Raw genomic sequence first — 24,532 nt, forward strand, 5'->3', positions numbered from 1 at the left:
CGTACGTTGTACATAGGATTATTCACTAATGCGTTTTAAAAACCACTTAACCACCAAACCCGCCCTCGCCCCCACAGCCTTGCCGCTGTCTGGTCAACAAGAAGGTCGCTCGGGTATGGTGCGTGGTGTGGTGGTGAGTGCCGCATTGTTATTAGCGCTAGGCGCTGTGGCACTGGGCGTGATTCAACCCACGGCGGTTGATGCCGCCGATGGAAAGCCCAAGGCTACAAACGAACCCGCTCCAGAACAAAAATTGGTTCTTGACGTGGTGCCAGTCCCGACGCCAGTCGAGACAGCGCCTGTTGAACAAGCCTCCGAAGAAACACCTTATATTGTTGAGACGCGAATCCGTTCAGGCGATACGCTCGCAACGGTTCTCAAGCGCGTAGACGTCTCGGACTCCGATCTTCTTAACTTTTTGACGCGTGAGCCCAAAGCGCGCTCTGTCTATAAACTGATTGTTGGTCGTTCCGTACAGGCTGCCACAAACGACGATGGCGACTTATTGTGGGTGCGTTATTACCACACCCCCAACTCTGACTCCAACGGCTCGGGGATAGCCAAAACCCTCCAAATCACCGCAACAAAGTCTGGCTTTGTTGCCGAAGAACTCCTCCAGCCTCTCGAGACGCACGTTGAGGTCGCAGTCGGCACCATTCGCTCTTCGCTCTTTGCCGCTACTGACATTGCAGGCGTTCCCGATGGCATCACCTCGCAAATGGCTGAGATCCTGAGCAGCAAAGTCGACTTTTTACGTGGCCTGCGCCCAAATGATCAATTTCGCGTTGTCTATGAGACTCGTACGATCGGCGGTCGTACCGCAGGCAATGGCCGAGTGCTGGCGCTAGAGTTTATCAATGGTGGCAAGACTCACAATGCGGTTTGGTTTAGCCCTGACGGTCAAACGGGCGGCTATTACGACCTTGAAGGCGAAAGCTTGAGAGGCGCATTTTTACGCAGTGCGCTCAAGTTTTCCCGTATCAGCTCAACCTTTGGTATGCGCAAACTGCCTGGCTTGCAAGCGTGGTCTGGTCATCACGCCGGCGTCGACTATGCCGCACCGACCGGTACGCCCATTCACGCCACGGCCGATGGTACGGTCGAGTTTGTGGGCTGGCGCAACGGCTACGGCAACACCGTCATCCTTAAACACCACAGCAGAATCACCACACTCTATGCCCATCAGAGTCGTTTCGCATCGGGCCTGCAGGCTGGCAGCAAGGTTTCGCAAGGTGACCTAATTGGCTATGTAGGCTCTACAGGCTGGTCGACTGGACCGCACCTGCACTACGAGTTCCGCGTAGCCGAAAAGCCGATTGATCCCTTAACTGCGACGGCAAACATGCCAACGTCTCAGCCGCTCGCACCAGAGCATCGTGAAAAATTTGCACAAATTGTGAGCCCCTTTAAGCAACAATTGCAAGTGCTCGCCAAGTTTCAGGAAGCCGTCCCTGAAACAAATAATGTTGCTAGTCGCTAAAAGAATAGGTTCCTTTGGCTGAGCACGCCCTTTATGTAGGACTCATGTCAGGCACTAGCCTGGATGGCATTGATGCGGTTCTGGCGCGCTTTGATCACGCGGGTCACCCCACACTTCTGTCCCGCGCTGCCACACAGTTCCCTCCCTCCCTGCAGGCTGAGCTTCTCGCGCTGAACGAACCCGGTCCTAATGAACTCGAACGTGCTGCGCTCGCAGCAAACGTTCTGGCCACACTCTATGCACAGGTCGTTCAAGAAGCTTTACTCAAGGCGGATGTGACACCCAAGCAAGTCGCAGCCTTGGGTGCGCATGGACAAACCATTCGCCACAGACCTGATCATGGCTTCACGATTCAACTCAACGCTCCCGCACTCTTGGCTGAACTCACCGGTATTAGCGTGATCGCCGATTTCCGTAGCCGGGATGTCGCGGCCGGCGGTCAGGGCGCACCTCTTGTTCCGATCTTTCATGCGGGAATATTTCCCGCCCCCCACACCCGCGTGATTTTGAATCTCGGCGGCATTGCCAACATTACTATCCTGCGCCCCAATCAGCCACCCGTTGGGTTTGATACCGGACCGGCGAATGTGCTGATGGATATGTGGTGCGCACGTCATACAGGACGCGCCTTTGATCAGGATGGAGCTTGGGGAGAAGGCGGACAGGCAGATACAACGCTGCTGACAGCGATGCTTGACTCAGAGCCATGGTTCGCCTTGCCCGCACCAAAATCCACGGGACGGGACTTATTCAACCGGGACTGGCTCGAAACACGACTCAATGCCTATCAAGCAGGCGATCAGCAAAGCACGGCTGTCGACAGCGCTTTGGCCCAGAACATTCAAGCCACACTCAGGCGATTGACCGCAGAAACGGTCACGCGTTCGATACAGACTTACGCTGCCGATGCAAAAGAGGTACTTGTTTGTGGAGGGGGTGCTCGAAACACAGCCCTCATGGCTGACCTACAACGCACTCTGTTCTGCGATGTACGAACAACGGATAGCGAGGGAGTTGGCACTCAGGATGTGGAAGCCTTAGCGTTTGCTTGGCTTGCTTGGGCTCACCAGCAGGGCATACCTGCTGGCAACCCTGCCGTGACGGGCGCCAAGGGGATGCGTATCCTTGGCGCTTGCTGGCCTGCGTAACTTAGACCGAGAACGAAGAACCACAACCGCAAGTCGTGGTCGCATTTGGATTGCGGATCACGAACTGCGAACCTTCGATGTCTTCTTTGTAATCAATTTCAGCGCCAACGAGATATTGAAAACTCATGGGATCAACCAGCAAAGCGACGCCATTTTTTTCTAAAGTAGTGTCATCTTCGTTGACGTCTTCATCAAACGTAAATCCATACTGAAAACCCGAACAGCCTCCACCCTGCACAAATACGCGCAGTTTGAGATTGGCGTTACCTTCCTCGATCAGCAGATCTTTGACCTTGGCTGCTGCAGAGTCAGTAAAAAGAATAGGCGTGGGTGGTGCCTGAAGATCGACGGTTTGGCTCAGTGTGCTCATATTTAGCTCCTGCCCTGCTTAAGGGCGACTATCGCAATCAATCTAAATTACTGTCGGAGATACCCGACTAATTAGCTCAACTATAACGCAAACTGATGGTGGAATTAAAGATCAACCTTGCGCGAAGCAAGGACAATCTCACCTGACAAAATACTCACCACCACCGAGCTTGGCTCAAAATCTTTGGGCAGCGCAAGTACGCCCTGACTGCGCTGAAACTGATCAAAACTCAGCTTTAGGCTATCCTGGTCCTCGGTCGCAGCGCCCAGCGTATTTAAAGGGGACTTTGAGGCCCCGGCACTCACAGCACGCTGGGAAGGTTGCAATACAACTGTGACCTCTTGACCGTCCTTGAGACCCGTCGCCACGAATTGCAGACGTCCATTGAACCGTTCAGCAGGTTTACCGGGCTTACCGCTGCGCATGAGCAGCACCCTGAATGCAAGCGTCCGGTCCTGTCGTTCTAATTCGACAGCTCGCAAGGCAAGGGCACCCTGAGGTCCTGGTGGCAACAATTGTTCGTAAAACGCCAAGTGGTCTCTGTTGCGGCCAAGCTCCTCTTGAAGTGTTGCCAAACTTTTTTCAAGCTCTGCTCTTGCTGCCCGCTCAATCGTAAGCGCTTGTTGCACTTGCTGAGTGCGCGCGTTCGCAGCTGCAATTTGAGACTCAAACTCGGTGAGGACTTGGGCCTGGGCAGCTTGCTGCGTGCGCAGCTGCAACTCAAGCGCATCCGGACCAGAGCGCTGCGTTAAAAACACACCGGCCCCCATGCCTGCCGCAATCAGGGCAAAAGCTCCGAACACCCAAAACACAAGTGTCTTGAGTGGGAACTTGTCACCAGAAAATCCGCTCAAGAGGCACTCCTCAAGGCAAAATCGCAACCTGATTCAAACCAACGTTATCGGGCAAACCAAACATCAAATTCATATTTTGAATCGCTTGTCCTGCAGCACCTTTGACAAGATTATCTTGTACGACAAGAATAATCAGACGGTCACCGTTACCCGGGCGATGCAGCGCGATACGCAACGCGTTAGATGCGCGTACCGAGCGCGTATCTGGCAAGCTGCCAGCCGGCATCACATCAACAAACGCCTCGTCGGCATAACGCTTTTCAAACAACGCCTGAAAATCAGTCTCACGCGCCTCTGGCAAAATTCGCACATAAATCGTACTGAGCATACCGCGAATCATCGGTACGAGATGAGGCACAAACGTCAGTCCGACTGAGGTCCCTGCCATACGATCCAACTGAGCTTTAATTTCGGGGTGGTGACGGTGGCCAGCCACACCATAGGCTTTGAAATTATCACCCGCCTCAGAAAACAACATGCCGACCTCAGCCTTGCGACCTGCACCGCTCACACCAGACTTGGAGTCAGAGATGATGTCAGTGGTATCGATCAACGGCGTACCACCTAGCAACGGAGCAAGCCCAAGCAACACAGTGGTCGGATAACAACCTGGATTGCCAATCACGCGCGCGCGCGAAATTGCCTCGCGATTAAGCTCAACCAAACCATAGACGGCCTCTTCGAGCACCTCAGGGCAGGTATGTGGAATCTTGTACCAGTGCTCAAACGTGGCAATGTCTTTCAGACGAAAATCAGAAGCCAGATCAATGATGCGCACACCTGCGGCAAGCAACTCTTTGGCCTGACTCATTGCTACACCGTGAGGCGTCGCAAAAAACACCACATCACACCCTGTCAGAGGTGCCTTGTCTGGCGAGGAAAACGCTAGATTGACGTGCCCTCGCAGGTTGGGAAACATATCAGAGACTGGCATACCGTCTTCTTTGCGCGACGTAATCGCGTGAAGATCGACCTGTGGGTGCTGAGACAAAATGCGCAAGAGTTCGACACCGGTATAACCCGTGCCGCCCACAATACCGACCTTGATACGCTTTGATGATGTTTGTGTCATGAGAGTGATCCTGAGTAATGCCTACATTATCCCATGCGAATTTACACGAGAGATGTTTAAAAACAAACAGGCCGCTTGCGCGGCCTGTTTGTTTTGAGATCCCGAAAGATCTCGCGCTTGGGTCACAAGCGCTTGAGTCATCAGCGCATGCGTGATTAACGCTTGCTGAACTGTTTCCGACGACGTGCTTTGTGGAAACCGACTTTCTTACGTTCGACTTCGCGTGCATCGCGTGTGACAAAGCCGGCTTTCGACAGCGCGGACTTGAGCGTTGCATCATAGTCAATCAGCGCACGAGTAATACCGTGACGCACCGCACCCGCTTGACCGCTTTCGCCGCCACCGTGCACGTTGATATGAAAGTCAAACGAAGCAGTATGGCCTGTCAGCTCAAGAGGCTGACGCACCACCATGCGACCTGTTTCACGGGCAAAGTACTCGTCAACGGGCTTGCCGTTCACGACGATCTTGCCTGCACCTTTTTTCATGAAGACGCGAGCCACCGAAGTCTTGCGGCGGCCGGTTCCGTAATTCCAATTACCGATCATGGCCTGTCCTTAAAATTCGAGGGGCTGTGGCTGTTGGGCAGAGTGCGGATGCTCGGCACCAGCATAGACCTTCAGCTTTTTGATCATCGCGTAACCCAAAGGACCTTTGGGCAACATGCCCTTGACGGCCTTCTGGACTGCACGACCCGGAAAACGCTCTTGCATTTTTGCAAAGTTCGTTTCGCGAATACCACCTGGGTATGTCGTGTGACGGAAATACTTTTTGTCTTGCGACTTATTACCGGTTACGACGATCTCAGCGGCGTTGATAATGACGATGTAATCGCCAGTGTCAACGTGGGGCGTGAATTCTGGTTTGTGTTTACCGCGCAAACGACGTGCGACTTCGCTGGCCACACGACCGAGGACTTTGCCCTTCGCGTCAATCACGAACCAGTCACGCTTGACTTCATGCGGCTTGGCCACAAATGTCTTCATGATTGGATCCTAATAAATTCTCTCTGGGACCATCCCGGAAAGACTCCCCCTGATTTTTGAAAAAGCATGTTGCCAAAGCGTTGTTACCCGCCCGTGCAAACACTCACAAAAACCAAAGCTTGAACATCAAAAACAATGCCAATACTCGGGGAAAGCCTTTGATTCTACAACAAAATTCGACGATCAGCCAACTAGGTCCCCGCAATCGACATCCGCTCAATGAGGATCGAGCCAGTCGTCTTGCTACCGCGAGTGATGGTGTCGGCTCCCACCGCAACGATTTGGGCAAACATATCTTTCAAATTGCCTGCAATCGTGACTTCTTCGACAGCGTGCTGAATTTGACCATTTTGAACCCAGTAGCCAAACGCACCCCTTGAATAGTCTCCCGTCACGTAGTTCACCCCTTGACCGATCAGCTCGGTCACCAGCAGGCCCGTACCCATTTTGCGCAACATCGCCTCAAAATCGTCTTTTTTACGTGTCTGCGATGAACGCAAGACGAGGTTATGAGAGCCTCCGGCGTTGCCGGTTGTCACCATGCCGAGTTTGCGAGCCGTGTAAGAGGACAAAAAGTAACCTTGCAATACCCCCGCATTGATCACCTCACGCGCCTGAGTTTTGACTCCCTCTTCATCAAAGGGCGAGCTTCCCATAGCACCCTTGATGTGGGGGTCCTCAAGGACGCTAATATGTTTTGGAAACAGTTGGCGACCAAGCGAATCCAACAAAAAGCTCGTCTGGCGATAAAGCGCCCCCCCGCTCGTCGCATGGGTCAACGCGCCCAGCAAGCCCAGCGCGAGCGGTGCCTCGAAAAGCACCGGAAAATGACCGGTCGGGATCCGACGAGCAGAAAGGCGCGCCAGAGCGCGTTCGGCCGCGTAACGGCCTACCGCTGCAGGATCTGCCAAACGGTCGGCGCGGCGATCGCTGGTATACCAATAATCTCGCTGCATCGACTGACCACGTCCGGCAATGGGTGAAACAGACAAACCATGCCTTGAATACGCATAACCATCTAAAAAGCCGCGTGTATTACCGAGGACAAAATGCCCTTCGTGAGTATCGACACCCGCACCTTCTGTATTAGTAATGCGCTTATCAGTGGCCAGCGCGGCGCGCTCGGCCTCGACAGCAAGGCGCGTGGCCTCCTCGACGCTCAGCGCCCAAGGGTGATGCAGTTGTAGCTTGTTTTTGACACCAATGGCCAACTGATCTGCCTCGGGAAGGCCCGCTGCAGGATCTTCCGCCGTATAGCGCGCAATATGCCAAGCCGCCTCGACAGTTTCGCGCAACGCTTTGGTAGAAAAATCAGAGGTCGAGGCCGAGCCGCGGCGCTGTCCAGCAAATACGGTCACATCCAGAGAGCGATCTCGGGTCTGCTCGACCGTCTCGACATGGCCCTTTCGGACCGAAACAGCCAGCCCCTGTCCTTCGGAAACCTCGGCGGCCGCGTCGCTCGCGCCTAAACTTTGGGCGTGTTTAAGCGCCTGAGTCACTAAATCTTCGAAAATCGGTCGATTTTCAGCAACAGGAAGAAAAGAAATTGAGGAAGTCATATTAGTCCGTTAGCGTGAGGCTTTATGATAGCTCTATGACACAAGAATTACCTCAAACACCTGACGGGACCGATGAGTCCCCATATGACGGCCCAAGCAAGTCGCAATTAAAACGCGACATGCACGCTTTGGTCGACCTTGGACGCGAGCTGGTGGACTTGTCCCCGGAGCGTCTTAAACAACTGCCTTTATCAGAACGCCTCTATGATGCGGTCCGCTTAGCGCAGCGCACCACCAGCCGCGAAGGCCTGCGTAGACAGATTCACTATGTCGGCAAGCTCATGCGGGATGCGCCCGCAGAGGAGATCCGCGTCCTTCTGGATACATGGAAAAATGGCTCTCGCGTGCAAACGCAGGCCATGCATCGCCTCGAAGCCTTGCGCGACCGCCTCCTCAAAGAAGATGCCGCACTCACTGTTTTGTTGCAAAAATATCCACATGCGGATATTCAGCACATCCGCACACTCATCCGCGAGGGGCGCAAAGAAGCCACAGCCAACGAGTCGCTACGCCAAGGCCAAGAGCCACAACGCAAACATTACCGCGCACTATTTCAGGCGCTCAAAACTCTTCAAGATCCGGACACTGAAGCATGACCACAGACGCCCTGCTTGACTGTGCTGAACACAACACAGGTTCTCAACCCACGCATAGCGTCATTTGGTTACACGGCCTGGGTGCCGACGGCCATGACTTTGCACCCATCGTACCCGAGCTGCGCTTGCCCGCTTCGCTATCCGTTCGCTTTGTCTTTCCGCACGCCACCATTCAACCCGTCACCATCAACGGTGGCATGGCGATGCGCTCTTGGTATGACATTTTGACGCCCAACCTCGTCAAGCGAGAGGACGAATCAGGTATCCGTTCGTCCGAGCGCTTGATACAAGCGTTGATCGCAAGAGAAAATGCGCGTGGCATTCCGACCGAACGCATCGTGCTAGCCGGCTTTTCGCAAGGCTGCGCCATGACACTGCACACAGGCATACGTTTACCCAGCAAGCTCGCAGGTTTGATGGGCCTGTCAGGTTATTTGCCTCTGATTGATTTATCAGACAATGAGCGTCATTCCGCCAATACCGACACACCAATCTTTTTGGCGCATGGCACGCATGATCCTGTCGTCGTGCTCGAGCGAGCAGAGGCCTCACGCGCCAAACTTGTCGCGCTGGGCTATCCCGTCCAGTGGCACACTTATCCGATGCAGCACTCTGTTTGCGCCGAAGAGATTCACGATATTTCACGTTTTTTACAAAGCGTGCTGATTTAAAAGGTTTTCTATGTCCTCCGCTTCAACACCCGTTCGCACACGCTTTGCGCCCTCTCCCACTGGTTTTCTCCACTTGGGTGGCGCCCGCACAGCTTTGTTTTCCTGGGCTTACGCCAGACATTTTGGTGGCACCTTTATTTTGCGTGTCGAAGACACTGACCTCGAGCGGTCAACGCCTGAAGCGGTGCAAGCGATCTTAGACGGCATGGCTTGGCTGGGGCTCACGCCTGACGAAGGTCCTTTTTATCAAATGCAGCACATGGATCGCTACCGTGCGGTTGTGGCCAAGATGCTCGCAGAAGGCACCGCCTACCACTGCTACAGCTCTCCTGCCGAGGTGGACGAGATGCGCGAACGCGCCCGCGCGCTCGGTCAAAAACCACGGTATGACGGCACTTGGCGTCCCGAACCCGGCAAAACCTTGCCTGCCATCCCAGCAGATCGCAAGCCAGTCGTGCGCTTTAAAAGCCCACAGGATGGCGCGACCGGCTGGGTCGACATGGTCAAAGGTCCCATCACTTTTGACAACAGCGAACTCGATGATCTCGTCATCGCACGGCCTGACGGCACGCCGACCTACAACTTTTGCGTGGTAGTGGATGACTGGGACATGCGTATTACCCACGTGCTGCGTGGTGATGACCATGTCAACAACACACCTCGACAAATCACGATTTTGCGAGCCCTCGGCGCGCCTGTTCCAGAGTACGGACACGTACCAATGATTTTGGGTCCTGACGGCGAAAAGCTTTCCAAGCGCCATGGCGCAGTCAGTGTGATGGAATATGACCGAGACGGATACTTACCCGAGGCCATGATCAATTACTTGGCTCGCTTGGGGTGGAGTCACGGCGATGACGAGCTGTTTTCACGTGAACAACTCGTCGCGTGGTTTGATCCGCAACATTTATCCAAGTCCGCAGCGCAGTGGGATCCCAAAAAACTGAACTGGGTCAATGCGCACTATATTAAGCAGAGCGATGATGCCGTGCTTGCTCAAGCGGTGGCGCCTCGCATCACTGCCCGCGGTGGAGACACGCAAAAAATCGATTTAACTCAAGTGGTTGCTTTGCTCAAAGATCGCGCAGAGACACTCGAGCAACTCGCCGAGAGTGCGATGTTGTTTTGTGGTGCGTTTCAACCAGCTGCGCCAGAGCTCGTGGCACAGCATCTGACTGAAGCAGCGCGTATTGTTTTAAAGGATTTCGCCGCTCAGTCCGTCACCTTGGAGTGGACACGAGCGTCAATCGGTGCTTTAGTGAAATCGACTTTGGCGACACATGGCCTCAAGATGCCTCAGCTTGCCATTCCTTTGCGCGTCGCCGTGGCAGGCACCACGCAAACACCTGCGATTGATGCCGTGCTGGAAATCCTAGGAAAAAGTACCGTTCTCGAAAGACTTGCCTTAGTTTGACGTCGCTCGTCTAGCGCGAGAGACTTACATCAACCTAAAGCTGTCTTGAACACGCTGTCCCGTGATGGGCTTGCTGCCAGGCTTGTCCTCACGAAAGACGACCCGGCGGGCGTCGTTACGCTCTATTAGGTAGGTGAGCGTGTACATCGGGTCGCGGTAGTCCACCATTTCACCGTTGGAACGGCTAATGCGCAACACAAGTTTTCCTTGTGGTGCCTCCCAACAGCCGGTTTCCCGGAGCTCAGAGCGAATATTACGTCCCTGCTTGACACGAATCTGCTGTCGCATTTTTCCATCTGCTGTCAGCGTCAACAGAGTCTGAACTTCACCGGCGACATCCGCTTGTTTACGCACGACGTACCAAACGCCCGTCAGGGACTGCCCTGCCGCCGGCGCTACGCAGACAGGCTCGGGTAAGTTTTCTGGTGCAAGCAATAGCAAAGAATCAGATGGACGCGGAATCCCGCAGCCAGCCAACATTAAACAAACAGCCGCTGCAGACCAGCGCAAGAACCCATGATTGGACATCAACACCTCAAAGCAACATCAGAAACGGAATACGTAAGTGGAATAGTGCTACATATTTAGTAAAAAACAGTAACCTCTTTAGTGATTTAACAAAAATCCTATTTCCCAAAGCGGTGGAATTGGCTTTTACGCCACACTTTTTCAAAACATAGGGTTAACGATAGTAAAAAAATAATAAATTTAAATATTGCCTAGCTTCGTTACAAACACTAGAATTAGTATCCATTAGATAATAAAACACTACATGTAGTGGTCGCTTGCCAAGATGCCAAATAGCTCTTTACGCAGGCCTCCTGATTGACTACGTGATTTGCCATGACCGAATTCGAGTGGGGCGTGTGCCCTACTCACCTTGCAGGAGCCCAAATGCAAACTTCTACCAGCACCGTGTCGCACCGCGAAGCCACACCGCAGTTCTCCCAACCAAACGCGCCGATTACCGAGGCCACTTGGACGCAATATCACATCATTCGCCGCAACGGCGCGGTGGTCAATTTCGAGCCTAGCAAAATTGGCATCGCCATGACAAAGGCTTTCTTAGCCGTCAATGGTGGTCAAGGCGCAGCATCAGCTCGCGTCCGCGAGCTCGTCGATTCACTCACACACCAAGTCGTTCAAGCGCTGGTGCGCAGCCGCCCAAATGGTGGCACGTTCCATATCGAAGACATCCAGGATGCTGTCGAACTTTCCTTGATGCGCTCTGGCGAGCATGACGTCGCAAGATCTTACGTACTGTATCGCGAGCGTCGCGCGCAAGAGCGTGCGAAAGCAAATATCGAGCAAGCTCCTGCACAAGCCACCACACTGCACGTCATGGATGGCGGCGTGCGCAAGCCGCTGGATCTCGCCAAGCTTCAGGCCACGATCGAGTCTGCAGGCTTTGGTTTGGGCGACTTTGTTGACACCGCTGCGATTCAGCGCGAGACACTCAAGAACATTTACGACGGCGTGCCTGTCGACGAAGTCTACAAGTCCGCAATCTTGGCTGCGCGCTCAATGGTCGAAAACGACCCTGCTTATAGCAAAGTGACGGCTCGCCTGTTGCTGCATACGATCCGCAAAGAAGTTTTGTCAGAGGAAGCCTCTCAAGAAGACATGGCCACTCGCTATGCCACATACTTCCCAACCTTTATCAAACGCGGCGTCGAAGCAGGCCTGCTTAACTCCGAACTCTCACGCTATGACCTGCCACGTCTGGCTGCAGCACTTGATGCCAGCCGCGACCTGCAGTTTGATTATTTAGGTCTGCAGACCCTGTATGACCGCTACTTCCTGCACATTCGCGGTCAGCGCATCGAACTCCCACAAGTGTTTTTCATGCGCGTGGCAATGGGCTTGGCGATTGGTGAAGTCGATCGTGAAACGCGCGCGATCGAGTTCTATCAGATTCTGTCGTCCTTCGACTTCATGAGCTCCACCCCAACACTGTTCAATGCGGGTACGCTGCATTCACAGCTGTCATCTTGCTATCTCACCACTGTGTCTGACAACTTGGACGGCATCTACGAAGCCATCAAAGAAAATGCATTGTTGGCTAAATACGCCGGCGGCTTGGGCAATGACTGGACACCTGTGCGCGCCATGCGCAGTCACATCAAAGGCACCAATGGCGAAAGCCAAGGCGTTGTGCCCTTCCTTAAAGTGGTTAACGACACGGCTGTCGCGGTCAACCAAGGCGGCAAACGCAAAGGTGCGGTATGTTGCTACCTCGAGTCCTGGCACTTGGACATCGAAGAATTTCTGGAGTTGCGCAAAAACACAGGCGATGAACGCCGTCGTACACACGACATGAATACTGCCAACTGGATTCCCGACCTGTTCATGAAGCGCGTGATCGAGGGAGGAGACTGGACACTATTCTCACCCTCCGACTGCCCAGACCTGCACGAAAAAGTCGGTGTTGAGTTTGAAAAAGCCTATGTCGGCTACGAAGAAAAAGCTGCGCGCGGCGAATTGACCTTGTTCAAGAAAATGCCTGCGACCAATCTCTGGCGCAAAATGCTGTCAATGCTGTTTGAAACAGGTCATCCATGGATCACTTTCAAAGATCCTTGCAACATCCGCTCGCCACAGCAGCACGTCGGCGTCGTGCACAGCTCAAATCTGTGTACAGAGATCACGCTCAATACCAACGATACAGAAATTGCAGTGTGTAACTTGGGCTCAGTCAATCTGCCTGCTCACTTGAAACAAAACGCTGACGGCACGCTGACACTTGATCATGACAAGCTTCAGCGCACAATCAAGATCGCCATGCGCATGCTCGATAACGTGATCGACATCAACTACTACGCTGTCGCGAAAGCACGTAACTCCAACGTGCGTCACCGTCCTGTGGGCATGGGCATGATGGGCTTTCAAGACTGCTTGCATTTGATGCGCGTGCCTTACGCTTCACAAGATGCAATCGAATTTGCTGATCGCTCAATGGAAGCCGTTTGCTATTACGCCTACAGCGCCTCAAGCGATCTCGCAGCAGAGCGCGGCCGTTACGCAAGCTTCGAAGGTTCGTTGTGGTCACGCGGTATCTTGCCGCATGACTCGATTGCACTGTTGCGTGAACATCGTGGTGGCTATGTTGAAGTCGATGAATCCAGCACGATGGATTGGGATTCGTTGCGTGAACGCATCAAACGACAAGGTATGCGCAATTCAAATTGCGTTGCAATTGCCCCAACAGCAACAATTTCGAATATTATTGGCGTGTCCGCGTGCATCGAGCCAACTTATCAAAACTTGTACGTTAAATCGAACCTCTCCGGCGAGTTCATTGTTGTCAACGAACACCTTGTTCGTGACCTCAAAAAACTTGGCCTCTGGGATGAAGTAATGGTCGCCGATCTTAAATATTTCGACGGCAGCTTATCCCGCATAGATCGCGTCCCGGCCGATTTGCGCACCCTATACGCTACAGCTTTTGAAGTCGAACCTAACTGGATCGTCGAATGTGCTGCACGCCGTCAAAAGTGGATCGATCAAGCGCAGTCGCTCAACATCTATATGGCGGGCGCCTCCGGCAAGAAACTCGATGACACCTACAAGCTTGCATGGTTGCGTGGTCTCAAAACCACTTATTACCTGCGTACGCTTGGCGCAACGAGCGCTGAAAAATCAACTGGGCGCGGTGGCGAGCTCAATGCGGTCAACGTAGCAGGTGCTGGCTCGACCAGCGGCACGTTTGCCTCGACAGCAGCCCCCGCACTACCCGACCCCGAAATTCTCGGAGCGGCCTGCACCATGAGACCTGGCGATCCAGGTTTCGAAGAGTGCGAAGCTTGCCAATAACCGCCACCGGAAAAAAATATCATGCTTAGCTGGAACGACGAACCTACGACCGCAACCACCCCGCCAGTTGGCTTGGGTGGGGCGCTTTCCTCCGTACAACCCGCATCACTCGCTGCCTCCATGTCTGCGCGTGCAGCTACAGGCGTTTTTGGCGATACTGCTTTACCAACGCCCGGCCTGACACAGTCACCTGTTGCAACGGATCCTGCAAGACGCGTCAATGTTGCCGACAAGCGCATCATCAACGGTCAGACCGATGTCAACCAACTCGTGCCCTTCAAATACAAATGGGCTTGGGAAAAATACATCGCGACCTGCGCCAACCACTGGATGCCGCAAGAGATCAATATGTCGCGCGACATCGCGCTTTGGAAAAATCCAACCGGACTGACTGAAGACGAACGCCGTATTATCAAGCGCAACCTCGGTTTCTTTGTGACGGCAGACTCTTTGGCCGCCAACAATATCGTGCTGGGCACCTATCGCCACATCACGGCTCCCGAATGCCGCCAGTTTTTACTGCGCCAAGCATTCGAAGAGGCCATCCATACGCACGCTTACCAATACATCGTTGAAAGTCTGGATCTCGATGAGTCCGAAATTTTCAACGCTTACAACGAAGTTCCTTCGATTCGCGCCAAAGATCAGTTCCTGATCCCTTTTATTGACGCGATCGCAGACCCGAACTTCAAAACCGGCACACTCGAAGCGGATCAGACGCTGTTGAAGTCCCTGATTGTGTTTGCTTGCCTGATGGAAGGCTTGTTCTTTTATGTAGGCTTTACCCAGATTCTTGCGCTGGGTCGTCAAAATAAAATGACCGGCGCCGCCGAGCAATACATGTACATCCTGCGCGATGAGTCCATGCACTGCAATTTCGGTATCGATCTGATCAACACCATCAAGCTCGAAAACCCACAACTCTGGACGCCAGCCTTCCGCGAAGAAATTCGCGCGCTGTTCGCCAAAGCGGTCGATCTTGAATATGCTTACGCCGAAGACACCATGCCACGTGGCGTGTTGGGTCTGAATGCGCCCATGTTTAAGTCGTACCTGCGCTTTATCGCTAATCGTCGTTGCCAGCAGATCGGCATCGAACCTCTGTTCGCCCAAGAAGAAAATCCCTTTCCTTGGATGGCAGAAATGATTGACCTAAAGAAGGAACGCAATTTCTTTGAAACACGTGTGATTGAGTATCAGACCGGAGGCGCCCTCAATTGGGAATAAGCCAATTGGGAATAAGTCTCTAGTCAGAGTTTCAATCTCACTTTGTACTTTCCAGTCGGCGGCTCACCCCGCCAGCTGGTGCCATTTGAATTGGTTCGCGTCCCAACGGGAGGCAGTTCAAATGGCTGTGCCGGATTCATCAGCACAAATCAACATGCTACCGCTGTCTGGTAGTGGCTTGTGACGATGAATAACTCGGGCGAAACATCCTCCCATGGTGGGCGGAGTCGAGCACGGGTTTTAATGTTTGGGACCCTGAACTAAGGAGTATTACCATGGCAACAGCCAAAAAAGCAGCAAAAAAAGCAGTGAAAAAAGCCGCAGCAAAGAAGCCAGTTGCAGCTAAAAAAGTCGTTGCAAAGAAGCCAGCAGCAGTAAAGAAAGTTGCTGCTAAGAAGCCTGCAGCAAAGAAAGTCGTTGCTAAAAAAGCAGTCAAGAAAGTAGCGAAAAAAGCAGCGGCTAAAAAGCCAGCAGCGAAAAAAGTCGCCGCTAAAAAGCCTGCAGCAAAGAAAGTCGTTGCTAAAAAAGCAGTCAAAAAAGTTGCAGCAAAGAAGCCTGCAGTCAAAAAAGTAGCAGCTAAGCCTGCGGCCAAAAAAGCCGTTGCTAAAAAGCCAGCAGCTACAAAAGTTGCTGCAAAAAAAAAATAGTTAAAAAACCCGCTGCTAAAAAGCCGGCAGCCGCTGCCCCCTCGACAGCCGCAGCTCCAGGTGCAAAAACTGCCCTGAATCCTGCTGCGTCTTGGCCTTTTCCTACGGGTGGCCGTCCCTGAGCTTTTAGCTGAGGTAAGTTAGACCTAGCCGCCTGGTTCGCCAGGCGGCTTTTTTGTACACACCACTCTGTTTCCGCTGGTGCGAGCAGAGACTCGCGTGCGACAATGGTGACCTTGTTTCTCCACTCGGGACAGATTCTTTATGATTGGCGAAATACTCCGCTTTGTTCTTGATATTGTTTTTACGCTCATCGGTGCGGTGCTTTTAGCGCGCGCTTGGTTGCATGCGGTCAAACTACACCCCTTCAACCCCATTTCTCAAGCGATTATCCAGGCGACCAACTGGCTCGTCACGCCGCTCCGCCGCGTGGTGCCTACAGGCGGTGGGACAGACTGGGCCAGCCTGCTTGGCGCCCTGATCGTTGCAGTGGTGTATCTCGTTTTATTGTGGCTGGTATCGACCACCAGCATGTTGCCTGTCAAACTCATACCTGGTGTGATTGGCGCAGGCTTCGCAACTGTTGCGCGCTGGGCGCTCAATTTGATTGTTTGGCTGACTTTGATTCAGGCCGTACTGTCATGGGTCAACCCGATGGCAACGATCATGCCCGTGTTGCGCACGATGACAGGTCCGCTGCTCGAACCCATCCGTCGCATCTTGCCAAATCTGGGCGGTTTTGACTTGTCGCCCATCGTACTGTTGATCTTGGCTCAAATCGCCATCATGGTGGTTAACCGCATCACCTACCAACTCTTCCCGCTATTTATTCTCTAGCGTTTAGAGGATTTAGTTCTGTGTGAGCGGCACCACACGTGTGGGCCCTGCTCCACTAATGACCTGGACACGCTGATTCATCATGATCGGCAAGTCAGCCTCCTGAGCAATCACACGCGTCTCGCCATTATCCAAACGCACTGAAATTTCCAGTCCGTCTTTTTTACCCACCTGATCTTCGACAGCATTACCAGCCAGCGCGCCCAAAATCGCGCCACCAATAATCGCTAACGTGCGACCCGTCCCACCTCCAACCGCACTGCCGGCCACACCACCGACAGCACCGCCAGCAATCGCGCCTACCCCAGAAGTCTGGTCACTCTGGATCGTGATCGGTCGAACATTAATCACCGTTCCATTACGCACGATTTGGTCGCGTTGAGTTTGGTTGTAGTTGTAGACATTGGCAGAAGCCGAGGGCTTTGCGCAGCCAGAAACAAGAACCACCGCCGATAGGGCACATGCACTGACAAACAAGCGGGCGCTTAAATTGGTGGAGAGTATTGATTTATTCATCGCAAAATTCCCTTCAAATTCGCTTAAACAGGCAGTTGCAAATTGAACTGACCTTTGAGCATAGCGTTTATTTCGGCTCGGCTCGGTGCATGATTTTGAGGACCACGCGATGCAATCTTGATCGAACCCATCAGATTACCGAGTTTACAGGCATCGATCCACGTCCAACCTTGTGTCAGACCGTATAGCAAGCCCGCGCGATGCGCATCGCCGCAACCAGTCGGGTCGACCAGACCCTGGGGCGCCACGGGATCAATATGATGCTCTTGCCCCTCGGTATAAAGCGTCGCCCCCGCAGAGCCGCGGGTCACGACGACTGCGCGCAAGCCCTGGGCTAATTCAGCAATACTCTTGCCAGTACGTTGCTCAACCACGCTTGCTTCGTAATCATTCACCGTCAGTGCCTGCGCTAGACTAATCATCTGTTTGATGTCTTCACCATCAAACAGAGGCATGGCCTGTCCCAGATCAAAAATAAACGGTGTACCTTGCGCATGCAATCGCTTGGCATGTGCGACCATGCCCGCTTTTGAGTCGGGGGCCACGATCGCCCAAGCAGCCTGATGACCCGTCAAATCGTTTTCAGAGGAGCGATCCATCGCGCCAGGATGAAACGCTGAGATTTGATTGTCATCGAGATCGGTTGTAATGAAACATTGGGCAGTCAACGTGTCTGGCAAGCTACGAATCATATTGACGTCGATTCCCAGCTGCTTAAAGCGCTGCAAATAATCATTCGCGTCATCGCCCACTGTTGCCACAGGAATAGGATGACCACCAAGAAGTTTAAGGTTGTATGCAATATTGCCCGCACACCCACCAAACTCTCGACGCATACGGGGCACTAAAAAAGACACACTTAAGGCATGAATCCGGTCAGGCAAAATATGCTCTTTAAACTGCCCTTCAAAGACTGCGATCGTATCGAAAGCGACTGAACCACAAATCAAAACTGACGCTGTCATGCTAAATGCCTCAAGGAAAAAATGGTTTAAGCGAATAGCCGTTAATCTGTAATCCTGTCACAGTAACGGGCAACATTAGACTGACTTCCTGATTGGCCCCAAAAGGCTTTTCGACCAAAACAACAGGCAGATACTCATTCGGACTCAGACGCTTTCTCAACACCACTGTCCCAGACGCATCGGTCAACTCAAGAGAAAGATAAGGCCAAGGTTGCGGCTGATTAAAGCGATTACGCAATGAGAATTTCAGAGTCATTTCAGCAGACTTAGACTCTTGGTCTACAGCGGACTGACGTTCGAACGCGATGACCGAGACAGAAATTCGCTCAAGATGTCGGCGCAAACTGACTTCGCAACGCAGTTTGACGCAAAGAGACTCTAGTGCAGGACGCCAGGCAGGCACAATACTCGCCAGATCGTTACGATACACATAAGCCAACTGCACCACTAGCAGCGCAAGCGCTAAGACACTCCCCAGGCTCCATAACAACATCTTTAATCTTGGGGTGTCGACCTCATCGACCAAAAACTCTGGCTGGGTTCGACCAACAGAAGGTCCGTCTCCCCGCAAACGTGATTCCCCGACGATCATTGTGTCCAAACGCTCTTGCTCTTGCTCTTGCTCTTGCTCTGCTGACTTAGCAGAAAAAGAAAAGCGTTGAGTGTCTCTCGGTCTCTCGCTGGGCTCAACGCGCTCAGTGTGCGAGGCGGGCTCCGGAAACGACCGTGGCTCAGTGCGTTCAGTGCGGTGACGTAGCACTGTCGGCACAGGCGCAACTGATGGTGCAGGAGTGGAAGCAGAGGTTGAAATAACCGGAGATGCAGGCGCCACTGTCAGCGTGGGTGCGGAAGAGGATGCGCCACCCATCGAGCCAAGCCCTGGACGCTGAGTCAGGGTCGGCAACTGACTTTGTAATGTCGCAAAGCCATCAAAAATATGCGAGCAGGCACCACAGCGTACCAAGCCATCAAGGGCTTGAAGTTGCTCAAGCTTGACGACAAAATCGCTGTGGCACTTTGGACAGCGCGTCACGAGACTCATGCGCTCACCTCAGGGTTTGCGGCCAGCCAGACACACCCAGCCATCGCGAGACTGCCAAACGGTCATTGGCAGCCAAGGCGCGTAGGCCTCTGCAACTTCTAATGCCTGTCGCTCAAGCACGCCTGACAACACTAAACTGCCACCGGAGCGCACGCGCGTCGAGAGCATGGGTGCAAGCACTTTCAGCGGATTAGACAAAATATTGGCAACGACCACATCGAACTGACCATCTATGAGGCCCTCGGGCAATTGCGCATTGACTTCAGTTTGATTGGCGAGCGCATTGGCAGCTGTCGCTTGAACCGCTTGTTCATCAATATCAACGCCCGTTACGCTTGAGGCACCCAACATTTTGGCTGCAATCGCCAAAATGCCAGATCCACAACCATAATCCAGCACTGTTGCGCCAGCGGGTAGCTCATCGGCCAACCACTCCAGGCAAAGATGCGTAGTGGGATGGCTACCTGTACCAAAAGCCAAGCCTGGATCCAATTGAATCGCGATCCGCCCGGCCTCTGGTGTGGCAGGCATCTGATCAGCATGCCAACTCGGCACGATCAGAATATGATTGCCCACCGAGATCGGACCAAATTGTGATTGTGTGAGTCTCACCCAGTCCGCATCAGGCACCTGACGTAAATGCCATGGCAAGTCCGTTTCTGTATCGAGGTCCTCGCGGGCACTCGCCAGCAACTGCTCGGGGTCAGTCCCGTCTGCCAACAGTACCACTAGACGATTACGCGCCCATGCTTGGGTGTTAGGTTCGCTGCCAGGTTCCCCAAACAGCGGTTGCTCTTCGTCGGTATCGAGGTCTGCGTCTTCGACAGACACAGACAAGGCGCCTGACTCAAGTAAGCCGTCAGAGAGTGGCTCTGCGAGAGAGCCTGGGCACAACAGAACCAGTTCACGCATTGTGGTTTCCGTTATTCAGCTCGTGAGGCAAGTTTGTGCTCGAGATAATGAATACTCGTGCCCCCCTCAACAAACTTTGAGTCAGCCATCAGTTCGCGATGCAAAGGAATATTGGTTTTAATGCCTTCGACCACCATTTCTGACAAGGCAATCGACATCCGCGCCACAGCCTGAGCGCGCGTATCACCATACGTGATGACCTTAGCAATCATTGAGTCGTAGTTGGGCGGCACAAAATAACCATTAAATACATGCGAGTCGATTCGTACACCTGGACCACCGGGGGTGTGCCAATTGGTGATGCGACCTGGGCTAGGCATAAAGCTAAAAGGATCTTCTGCGTTGATACGACACTCGACGGCATGTCCGCGGAACGTAATGTCTTTTTGACGCAAGAGAAATTTTTCCCCTGCGGCAACACGAATTTGCTGCTGTACCAAGTCAATCCCTGTGATCAATTCTGTCACAGGATGCTCAACCTGAATTCGGGTGTTCATTTCAATAAAGTAAAACTCACCGTTTTCGTAAAGAAACTCAAAAGTCCCTGCGCCTCGATATTCAATCTTGCGGCAGGCCTCAGCGCAGCGCTCACCGATTTTTTCAATCAGCTTGCGATCAATCCCTGGGGCAGGCGCTTCTTCGATCACTTTTTGGTGACGGCGTTGCATTGAGCAATCGCGCTCTCCCAGCCAGACTGCATTCTTGCCGCCATCCGCCAGCACTTGAATTTCAATATGACGGGGGTTTTCGAGAAACTTTTCGAGATAAACCTCGGGGTTATTAAAGGCAGCGCCCGCCTCTGATTTGGTCATCGTGACGGCGTTGAGCAAGGCAGCTTCCGTGTGGACAACGCGCATACCGCGCCCACCGCCGCCACCTGCAGCCTTGATGATGACTGGGTATCCCACCTCGCGTGCTATACGCAGAATCTCTGCGGGGTCATCGGGTAAGGCACCCGCCGAACCCGGCACCACAGGCACACCCGCCTCAATCATGGCGTGTTTTGCGCTGACCTTGTCGCCCATCAGACGAATCGACTCAGGTCGAGGTCCGATAAAAACAAAACCGCTCTTTTCTACGCGATCTGCAAAATCTGCATTTTCAGACAAGAAGCCGTAACCCGGATGAATCGCTTCGGCATCCGTGACTTCAGCTGCAGCGATGATCGCCGGCATATTGAGATAGCTATCGCGGGACGCGGGTGGGCCAATGCAGACAGACTCGTCAGCCAGACGCACATACTTGGCATCACGATCGGCCTCTGAGTGGACCACAACGGTCTTGATACCCATTTCACGGCAAGCGCGTTGAATCCGCAGTGCAATTTCGCCTCGGTTGGCGATCAGAATCTTTTCAAACATATCAGACGATCACAAAAAGTGGCTGGCCATATTCGACCGGCTCACCGTTTTGAACCAAAATTTCCTTGATGACACCAGACTTATCCGCCTCGATCTCATTGAGCAGCTTCATCGCCTCAATGATGCACAAAGGCTCGCCTTCTTTGACGGTCTGACCCACTTCGACAAACGAAGGTGAGTTTGGATTAGGCGCGCGATAAAAAGTGCCAACCATCGGAGCCTTGACCGTGTGACCCACAACAGCCGCAGGAACAGGTGCTACAGGCGCAGCCGCAGAGGCAACTTCAGCACCAGGCTGAGGCGCATATTGTGGTGTAGGCGCATAGGCCATCGGCTGAATAGCCTGGGAAAACTTGACAATGCGGACCTTGCCCTCACCCTCTGTAATTTCCAGTTCGGCGATGCCAGACTCGGCCACCAAGTCAATCAATGTTTTCAGTTTTCTCAGATCCATAGTATTTCCATAAGGTTCTAGATAAGCTCGTATTGAGCGGCAAAGCGTACTGCAGCCTCATACCCAGAGGGGCCAAGACCTGCCACCACACCAACCGCCAAATCTGACAGGTAAGAATGATGACGAAATTCTTCACGCTTGTAGACGTTAGAAACATGCACCTCTACAAACGCAATACTGACACCCGCCAAGGCATCACGTATTGCAACACTCGTGTGCGTGTAAGCACCCGCGTTCACAATGATGAAATCTGTCCCGTCGGTACGGGCTTGCTGAATACGGTCGACCAACGCACCTTCGTGATTGCTCTGAAAAGTAGAGAGCTTGACACCGAGCGTCTGCGCTAAAGCCACCAAACCGGACTCTAGTTGTGGCAATGTCGTGTGCCCATAGAGATGCGGCTCTCTCAACCCGAGCATATTCAGGTTGGGTCCATTTAGAACAAGAAGGTTTTGTGCCATGCCGTATCGCCAAAAGCAATGATCAGGTGCGCATTTTTACGCCAATTCCCGCCATTTGTCTATCTACGTCTTTGATTTTGCCACTAAGCGAGCAATCCGCTTTTGCAAATCCTCAGGTGAGACCTGACCGAGTATTGTGTCGAAAATGTGCCCTTCTGCATCCAACAGTACGGTAAAAGGGAGTCCTCCTGCTGCATTACCCAACTCTCTCACAAGCGCAATACCTGAATGCCCCGCAACATATAATGGATAGGAAACAGGAATTTTAGAGACAAATTTAGAGATGTTAGCCGCAGTATCGATGCCGATACCAACAAACTGAATATTAGGCAAAGATTTAGAGAGCGCATCAAGATGCGGCATCTCCTCAACACAAGGTGCGCACCAAGTCGCCCAGAAATTCGCCACGAGCGGGCGCCCTTTAAGCTGACTGAGTGCCACGGGATTGCCTGACAAGTCCGGTAACGACGCCGAGAACAAAGCACTTGGATTAGGCGCGACTTTGCTGGTCGCGCTTCCTGGTAGACCGACGGCACGATTCGCAGCTGGAGCGCGCTTCGAGGTGGAGTGCCAGGCAAACCAAGCGGTCGTGGCAATCGCCGCCAAACCCGCTCCGCCAAAGATGATGGTTCTTCTCTTCATGCTTCATATCATAGCGCCCCTCGTGCTCTCAATGTACCAATCGCAATAGGGTTTGGAACGCGCCTGAGCCGAACGACATCTACCTCTACAATGTGGGGAGGAGACTGTTCATGCATCTGCATATTTTGGGAATTTGCGGCACATTTATGGGTGGCTTGGCGCTGATTGCGCGCGCCGCAGGACATCGCGTCACGGGTTGTGATGCCGGTGTCTATCCCCCCATGAGTACGCAGCTTGAAGAGCAAGGCATTGATCTGATTGAGGGGTTTGATCCCGAGCAACTCGCACTCAAGCCGGACCTTTTTGTCATCGGCAATGTGGTCTCGCGCGGCAATCCTCTCATGGAAGCCATTCTTGATGCGGGCTTGCCCTATACCTCTGGGCCTCAGTGGCTTGGAGAGTTTGTCTTGCAAGGCCAGCATGTTTTGGCCGTAGCAGGTACGCACGGCAAAACCACCACGAGCTCCATGCTGGCCTGGATTTTGCAATACGCAGGCAAAAAACCAAACTTCCTAATCGGTGGCGTTGCGCCTGGACTCGAAGTCTCGGCACGATTTGATGCCACACAGCCTCTTTTTGTCATTGAGGCGGACGAATACGATACGGCCTTTTTCGACAAGCGCTCAAAATTTGTCCACTACCGCCCCCGCACGGCCATTCTGAATAACCTCGAATATGACCATGCGGACATCTTTCCTGATCTCGCTGCCATCGAAACACAGTTTCATCACTTATTACGTACTGTGCCGCGTACCGGGCTCGTCATCACGCCCTCACAAGACGACGCACTCGCTCGCGTGATTGCTCGGGGGTGCTGGGCCGAACATACCGCCATCAACACGACAGACGGCTGGCACACACACTCGCGTGACGCGGTGTCATTTGATGTGTTGAACGGGTCACTCACGCTTGGCACCGTTGCATGGACGCATACGGGCGCACACAACCAACATAACGCGCTCGCCGCTATCGTAGCGGCACAACATGTCGGCGTCTCCGCAGCCACTAGCATCGAGGCGCTTTGTGCGTTTAGTGGTGTCAAAAGACGAATGGAGGTTCGCGGCACGGTCCGAAACATCACGGTCTATGATGACTTTGCGCATCACCCAACCGCCATTGCCACCACCTTGGCAGGTTTGCGTGCGCAGATAGGAACACAGCGTATATTGGCTGTGCTCGAGCCGCGCTCGAACACCATGAAACTTGGCACAATGGCTGCACGGCTCCCTGCTGCGCTCGTAGACGCGGATTTAGTGTTTTGCTATGGACAGCGCGAAGGCAAGCAGGCGCTCGGCTGGGATCCGTCCGAAGTACTTGGCTCACTCGGCTCGCGTATGCAGTCGCATCAAGCAATTGAAACACTCGTCCAAGCCATTCAGCGTGCCGCACAACCCGGCGATCACATCGTCGTCATGAGCAATGGCGGCTTCGCTGGCGTGCATGACCGACTCCTTGAGGCGCTTGCCGCATCACCCGCCTAAAGGGCGCTCGACAGATTCACTGGA

General features: G+C 53.3%; 24 protein-coding genes and 1 pseudogene. 10 read left to right on the forward strand and 15 right to left on the reverse strand.

Going from position 1 to position 24,532, the window contains the following annotated elements; genetic code table 11:
- The first annotated feature begins 28 nt into the window (after positions 1 to 28).
- Positions 29 to 1,480 carry a peptidoglycan DD-metalloendopeptidase family protein gene (locus WBJ47_RS10810; protein ID WP_422243443.1) on the forward strand — a complete coding sequence of 484 codons (1,452 nt, stop codon included), beginning with the start codon at positions 29 to 31 and terminating at the stop codon, positions 1,478 to 1,480.
- A 14-nt stretch (positions 1,481 to 1,494) separates the two neighbouring features.
- Complete coding sequence (locus tag WBJ47_RS10815) at positions 1,495 to 2,628, forward strand: anhydro-N-acetylmuramic acid kinase (protein ID WP_422243442.1); 1,134 nt, start codon at positions 1,495 to 1,497, stop codon at positions 2,626 to 2,628.
- Position 2,629: 1 nt separating this feature from the next.
- Here WBJ47_RS10815 and erpA read toward each other — a convergent pair whose 3' ends face one another.
- The 6 genes from erpA to pmbA all read right to left on the reverse strand — a co-directional run bounded on the left by erpA (position 2,630) and on the right by pmbA (position 7,469).
- Positions 2,630 to 2,998 (reverse strand): iron-sulfur cluster insertion protein ErpA, encoded by a 369-nt coding sequence (gene erpA / locus WBJ47_RS10820; protein ID WP_290193913.1) that lies wholly within the window; start codon positions 2,996 to 2,998, stop codon positions 2,630 to 2,632.
- Between the two features lie 104 nt (positions 2,999 to 3,102).
- Entirely contained in the window at positions 3,103 to 3,852 is a 750-nt protein-coding gene (locus WBJ47_RS10825) for a DUF6776 family protein (RefSeq protein WP_422243441.1), read from the reverse strand.
- A gap of 10 nt (positions 3,853 to 3,862) precedes the next feature.
- Complete coding sequence (argC, locus tag WBJ47_RS10830) at positions 3,863 to 4,924, reverse strand: N-acetyl-gamma-glutamyl-phosphate reductase (RefSeq protein ID WP_422243440.1); 1,062 nt, start codon at positions 4,922 to 4,924, stop codon at positions 3,863 to 3,865.
- A 155-nt stretch (positions 4,925 to 5,079) separates the two neighbouring features.
- Positions 5,080 to 5,472 (reverse strand): 30S ribosomal protein S9, encoded by a 393-nt coding sequence (gene rpsI, locus WBJ47_RS10835; RefSeq protein ID WP_290193916.1) that lies wholly within the window; start codon positions 5,470 to 5,472, stop codon positions 5,080 to 5,082.
- A gap of 9 nt (positions 5,473 to 5,481) precedes the next feature.
- Positions 5,482 to 5,910 (reverse strand): 50S ribosomal protein L13, encoded by a 429-nt coding sequence (gene rplM / locus WBJ47_RS10840; RefSeq protein ID WP_290238500.1) that lies wholly within the window; start codon positions 5,908 to 5,910, stop codon positions 5,482 to 5,484.
- Positions 5,911 to 6,101: 191 nt separating this feature from the next.
- Positions 6,102 to 7,469, reverse strand: coding sequence for a metalloprotease PmbA (pmbA, locus tag WBJ47_RS10845; protein ID WP_422243439.1), 1,368 nt, complete (start codon positions 7,467 to 7,469; stop codon positions 6,102 to 6,104).
- Positions 7,470 to 7,504: 35 nt separating this feature from the next.
- Between pmbA and yjgA the strand changes: the two genes are divergently transcribed.
- The 3 genes from yjgA to gltX are packed head-to-tail and all read left to right on the forward strand — an operon-like array spanning position 7,505 to position 10,150.
- Positions 7,505 to 8,065 carry a ribosome biogenesis factor YjgA gene (gene yjgA / locus WBJ47_RS10850; protein ID WP_422243438.1) on the forward strand — a complete coding sequence of 187 codons (561 nt, stop codon included), beginning with the start codon at positions 7,505 to 7,507 and terminating at the stop codon, positions 8,063 to 8,065.
- Positions 8,062 to 8,736, forward strand: coding sequence for an alpha/beta hydrolase (locus tag WBJ47_RS10855; RefSeq protein WP_422243437.1), 675 nt, complete (start codon positions 8,062 to 8,064; stop codon positions 8,734 to 8,736). Before yjgA ends, WBJ47_RS10855 begins: the two co-directional genes overlap by 4 nt.
- A gap of 10 nt (positions 8,737 to 8,746) precedes the next feature.
- On the forward strand, positions 8,747 to 10,150 hold the full coding sequence (gene gltX, locus WBJ47_RS10860; RefSeq protein ID WP_422243436.1) for a glutamate--tRNA ligase: 1,404 nt from the start codon (positions 8,747 to 8,749) through the stop codon (positions 10,148 to 10,150).
- 24 nt (positions 10,151 to 10,174) lie between these two features.
- Here the strand turns inward: gltX and WBJ47_RS10865 are convergent, their stop codons facing one another.
- Positions 10,175 to 10,678 carry a hypothetical protein gene (locus WBJ47_RS10865; protein ID WP_422243435.1) on the reverse strand — a complete coding sequence of 168 codons (504 nt, stop codon included), beginning with the start codon at positions 10,676 to 10,678 and terminating at the stop codon, positions 10,175 to 10,177.
- Between the two features lie 366 nt (positions 10,679 to 11,044).
- On the opposite strand from WBJ47_RS10865, the gene WBJ47_RS10870 reads away from it, so the two are divergent.
- The 4 genes and pseudogenes from WBJ47_RS10870 to WBJ47_RS10885 all read left to right on the forward strand — a co-directional run bounded on the left by WBJ47_RS10870 (position 11,045) and on the right by WBJ47_RS10885 (position 16,674).
- Positions 11,045 to 13,963, forward strand: a complete 2,919-nt coding sequence (locus WBJ47_RS10870) for a ribonucleoside-diphosphate reductase subunit alpha (RefSeq protein WP_422243434.1) — start codon at positions 11,045 to 11,047, stop codon at positions 13,961 to 13,963.
- 21 nt (positions 13,964 to 13,984) lie between these two features.
- The gene (locus WBJ47_RS10875) at positions 13,985 to 15,190 is read left to right on the forward strand and encodes a ribonucleotide-diphosphate reductase subunit beta (protein WP_422243433.1); all 1,206 of its coding nucleotides are present in this window, start codon (positions 13,985 to 13,987) and stop codon (positions 15,188 to 15,190) included.
- A gap of 275 nt (positions 15,191 to 15,465) precedes the next feature.
- Positions 15,466 to 15,959 (forward strand): annotated as a pseudogene (locus WBJ47_RS10880) (histone H1-like DNA-binding protein).
- Between the two features lie 142 nt (positions 15,960 to 16,101).
- Entirely contained in the window at positions 16,102 to 16,674 is a 573-nt protein-coding gene (locus tag WBJ47_RS10885) for a YggT family protein (RefSeq protein ID WP_424585362.1), read from the forward strand.
- 12 nt (positions 16,675 to 16,686) lie between these two features.
- Here the strand turns inward: WBJ47_RS10885 and WBJ47_RS10890 are convergent, their stop codons facing one another.
- The 8 genes from WBJ47_RS10890 to WBJ47_RS10925 form a co-directional block, all read right to left on the reverse strand.
- On the reverse strand, positions 16,687 to 17,190 hold the full coding sequence (locus WBJ47_RS10890) for a glycine zipper 2TM domain-containing protein (RefSeq protein WP_422242678.1): 504 nt from the start codon (positions 17,188 to 17,190) through the stop codon (positions 16,687 to 16,689).
- A gap of 23 nt (positions 17,191 to 17,213) precedes the next feature.
- Positions 17,214 to 18,155, reverse strand: a complete 942-nt coding sequence (locus WBJ47_RS10895; RefSeq protein ID WP_422242677.1) for a carbohydrate kinase family protein — start codon at positions 18,153 to 18,155, stop codon at positions 17,214 to 17,216.
- A gap of 10 nt (positions 18,156 to 18,165) precedes the next feature.
- The gene (locus tag WBJ47_RS10900; RefSeq protein ID WP_422242676.1) at positions 18,166 to 19,197 is read right to left on the reverse strand and encodes a zinc-ribbon and DUF3426 domain-containing protein; all 1,032 of its coding nucleotides are present in this window, start codon (positions 19,195 to 19,197) and stop codon (positions 18,166 to 18,168) included.
- Between the two features lie 9 nt (positions 19,198 to 19,206).
- Entirely contained in the window at positions 19,207 to 20,109 is a 903-nt protein-coding gene (gene prmA / locus WBJ47_RS10905; RefSeq protein WP_422242675.1) for a 50S ribosomal protein L11 methyltransferase, read from the reverse strand.
- Between the two features lie 11 nt (positions 20,110 to 20,120).
- Positions 20,121 to 21,470 carry an acetyl-CoA carboxylase biotin carboxylase subunit gene (gene accC / locus WBJ47_RS10910; protein WP_422242674.1) on the reverse strand — a complete coding sequence of 450 codons (1,350 nt, stop codon included), beginning with the start codon at positions 21,468 to 21,470 and terminating at the stop codon, positions 20,121 to 20,123.
- 1 nt (position 21,471) lies between these two features.
- The gene (gene accB, locus WBJ47_RS10915) at positions 21,472 to 21,924 is read right to left on the reverse strand and encodes an acetyl-CoA carboxylase biotin carboxyl carrier protein (RefSeq protein ID WP_422242673.1); all 453 of its coding nucleotides are present in this window, start codon (positions 21,922 to 21,924) and stop codon (positions 21,472 to 21,474) included.
- A gap of 17 nt (positions 21,925 to 21,941) precedes the next feature.
- The gene (gene aroQ / locus WBJ47_RS10920; protein ID WP_422242672.1) at positions 21,942 to 22,385 is read right to left on the reverse strand and encodes a type II 3-dehydroquinate dehydratase; all 444 of its coding nucleotides are present in this window, start codon (positions 22,383 to 22,385) and stop codon (positions 21,942 to 21,944) included.
- A gap of 63 nt (positions 22,386 to 22,448) precedes the next feature.
- Positions 22,449 to 23,027, reverse strand: coding sequence for a redoxin family protein (locus tag WBJ47_RS10925; protein ID WP_422242671.1), 579 nt, complete (start codon positions 23,025 to 23,027; stop codon positions 22,449 to 22,451).
- Positions 23,028 to 23,137: 110 nt separating this feature from the next.
- Here WBJ47_RS10925 and mpl point away from each other — a divergent pair, with 110 nt between their 5' ends.
- A complete protein-coding gene (gene mpl / locus WBJ47_RS10930; RefSeq protein WP_422242670.1) occupies positions 23,138 to 24,508 on the forward strand; it encodes a UDP-N-acetylmuramate:L-alanyl-gamma-D-glutamyl-meso-diaminopimelate ligase in 1,371 nt (456 codons plus the stop codon).
- Positions 24,509 to 24,532: the final 24 nt, after the last annotated feature.

Origin of the sequence: Zwartia sp., from assembly GCF_049655405.1 — a bacterium.
Classification (GTDB): Bacteria; Pseudomonadota; Gammaproteobacteria; order Burkholderiales; family Burkholderiaceae_B; genus Zwartia.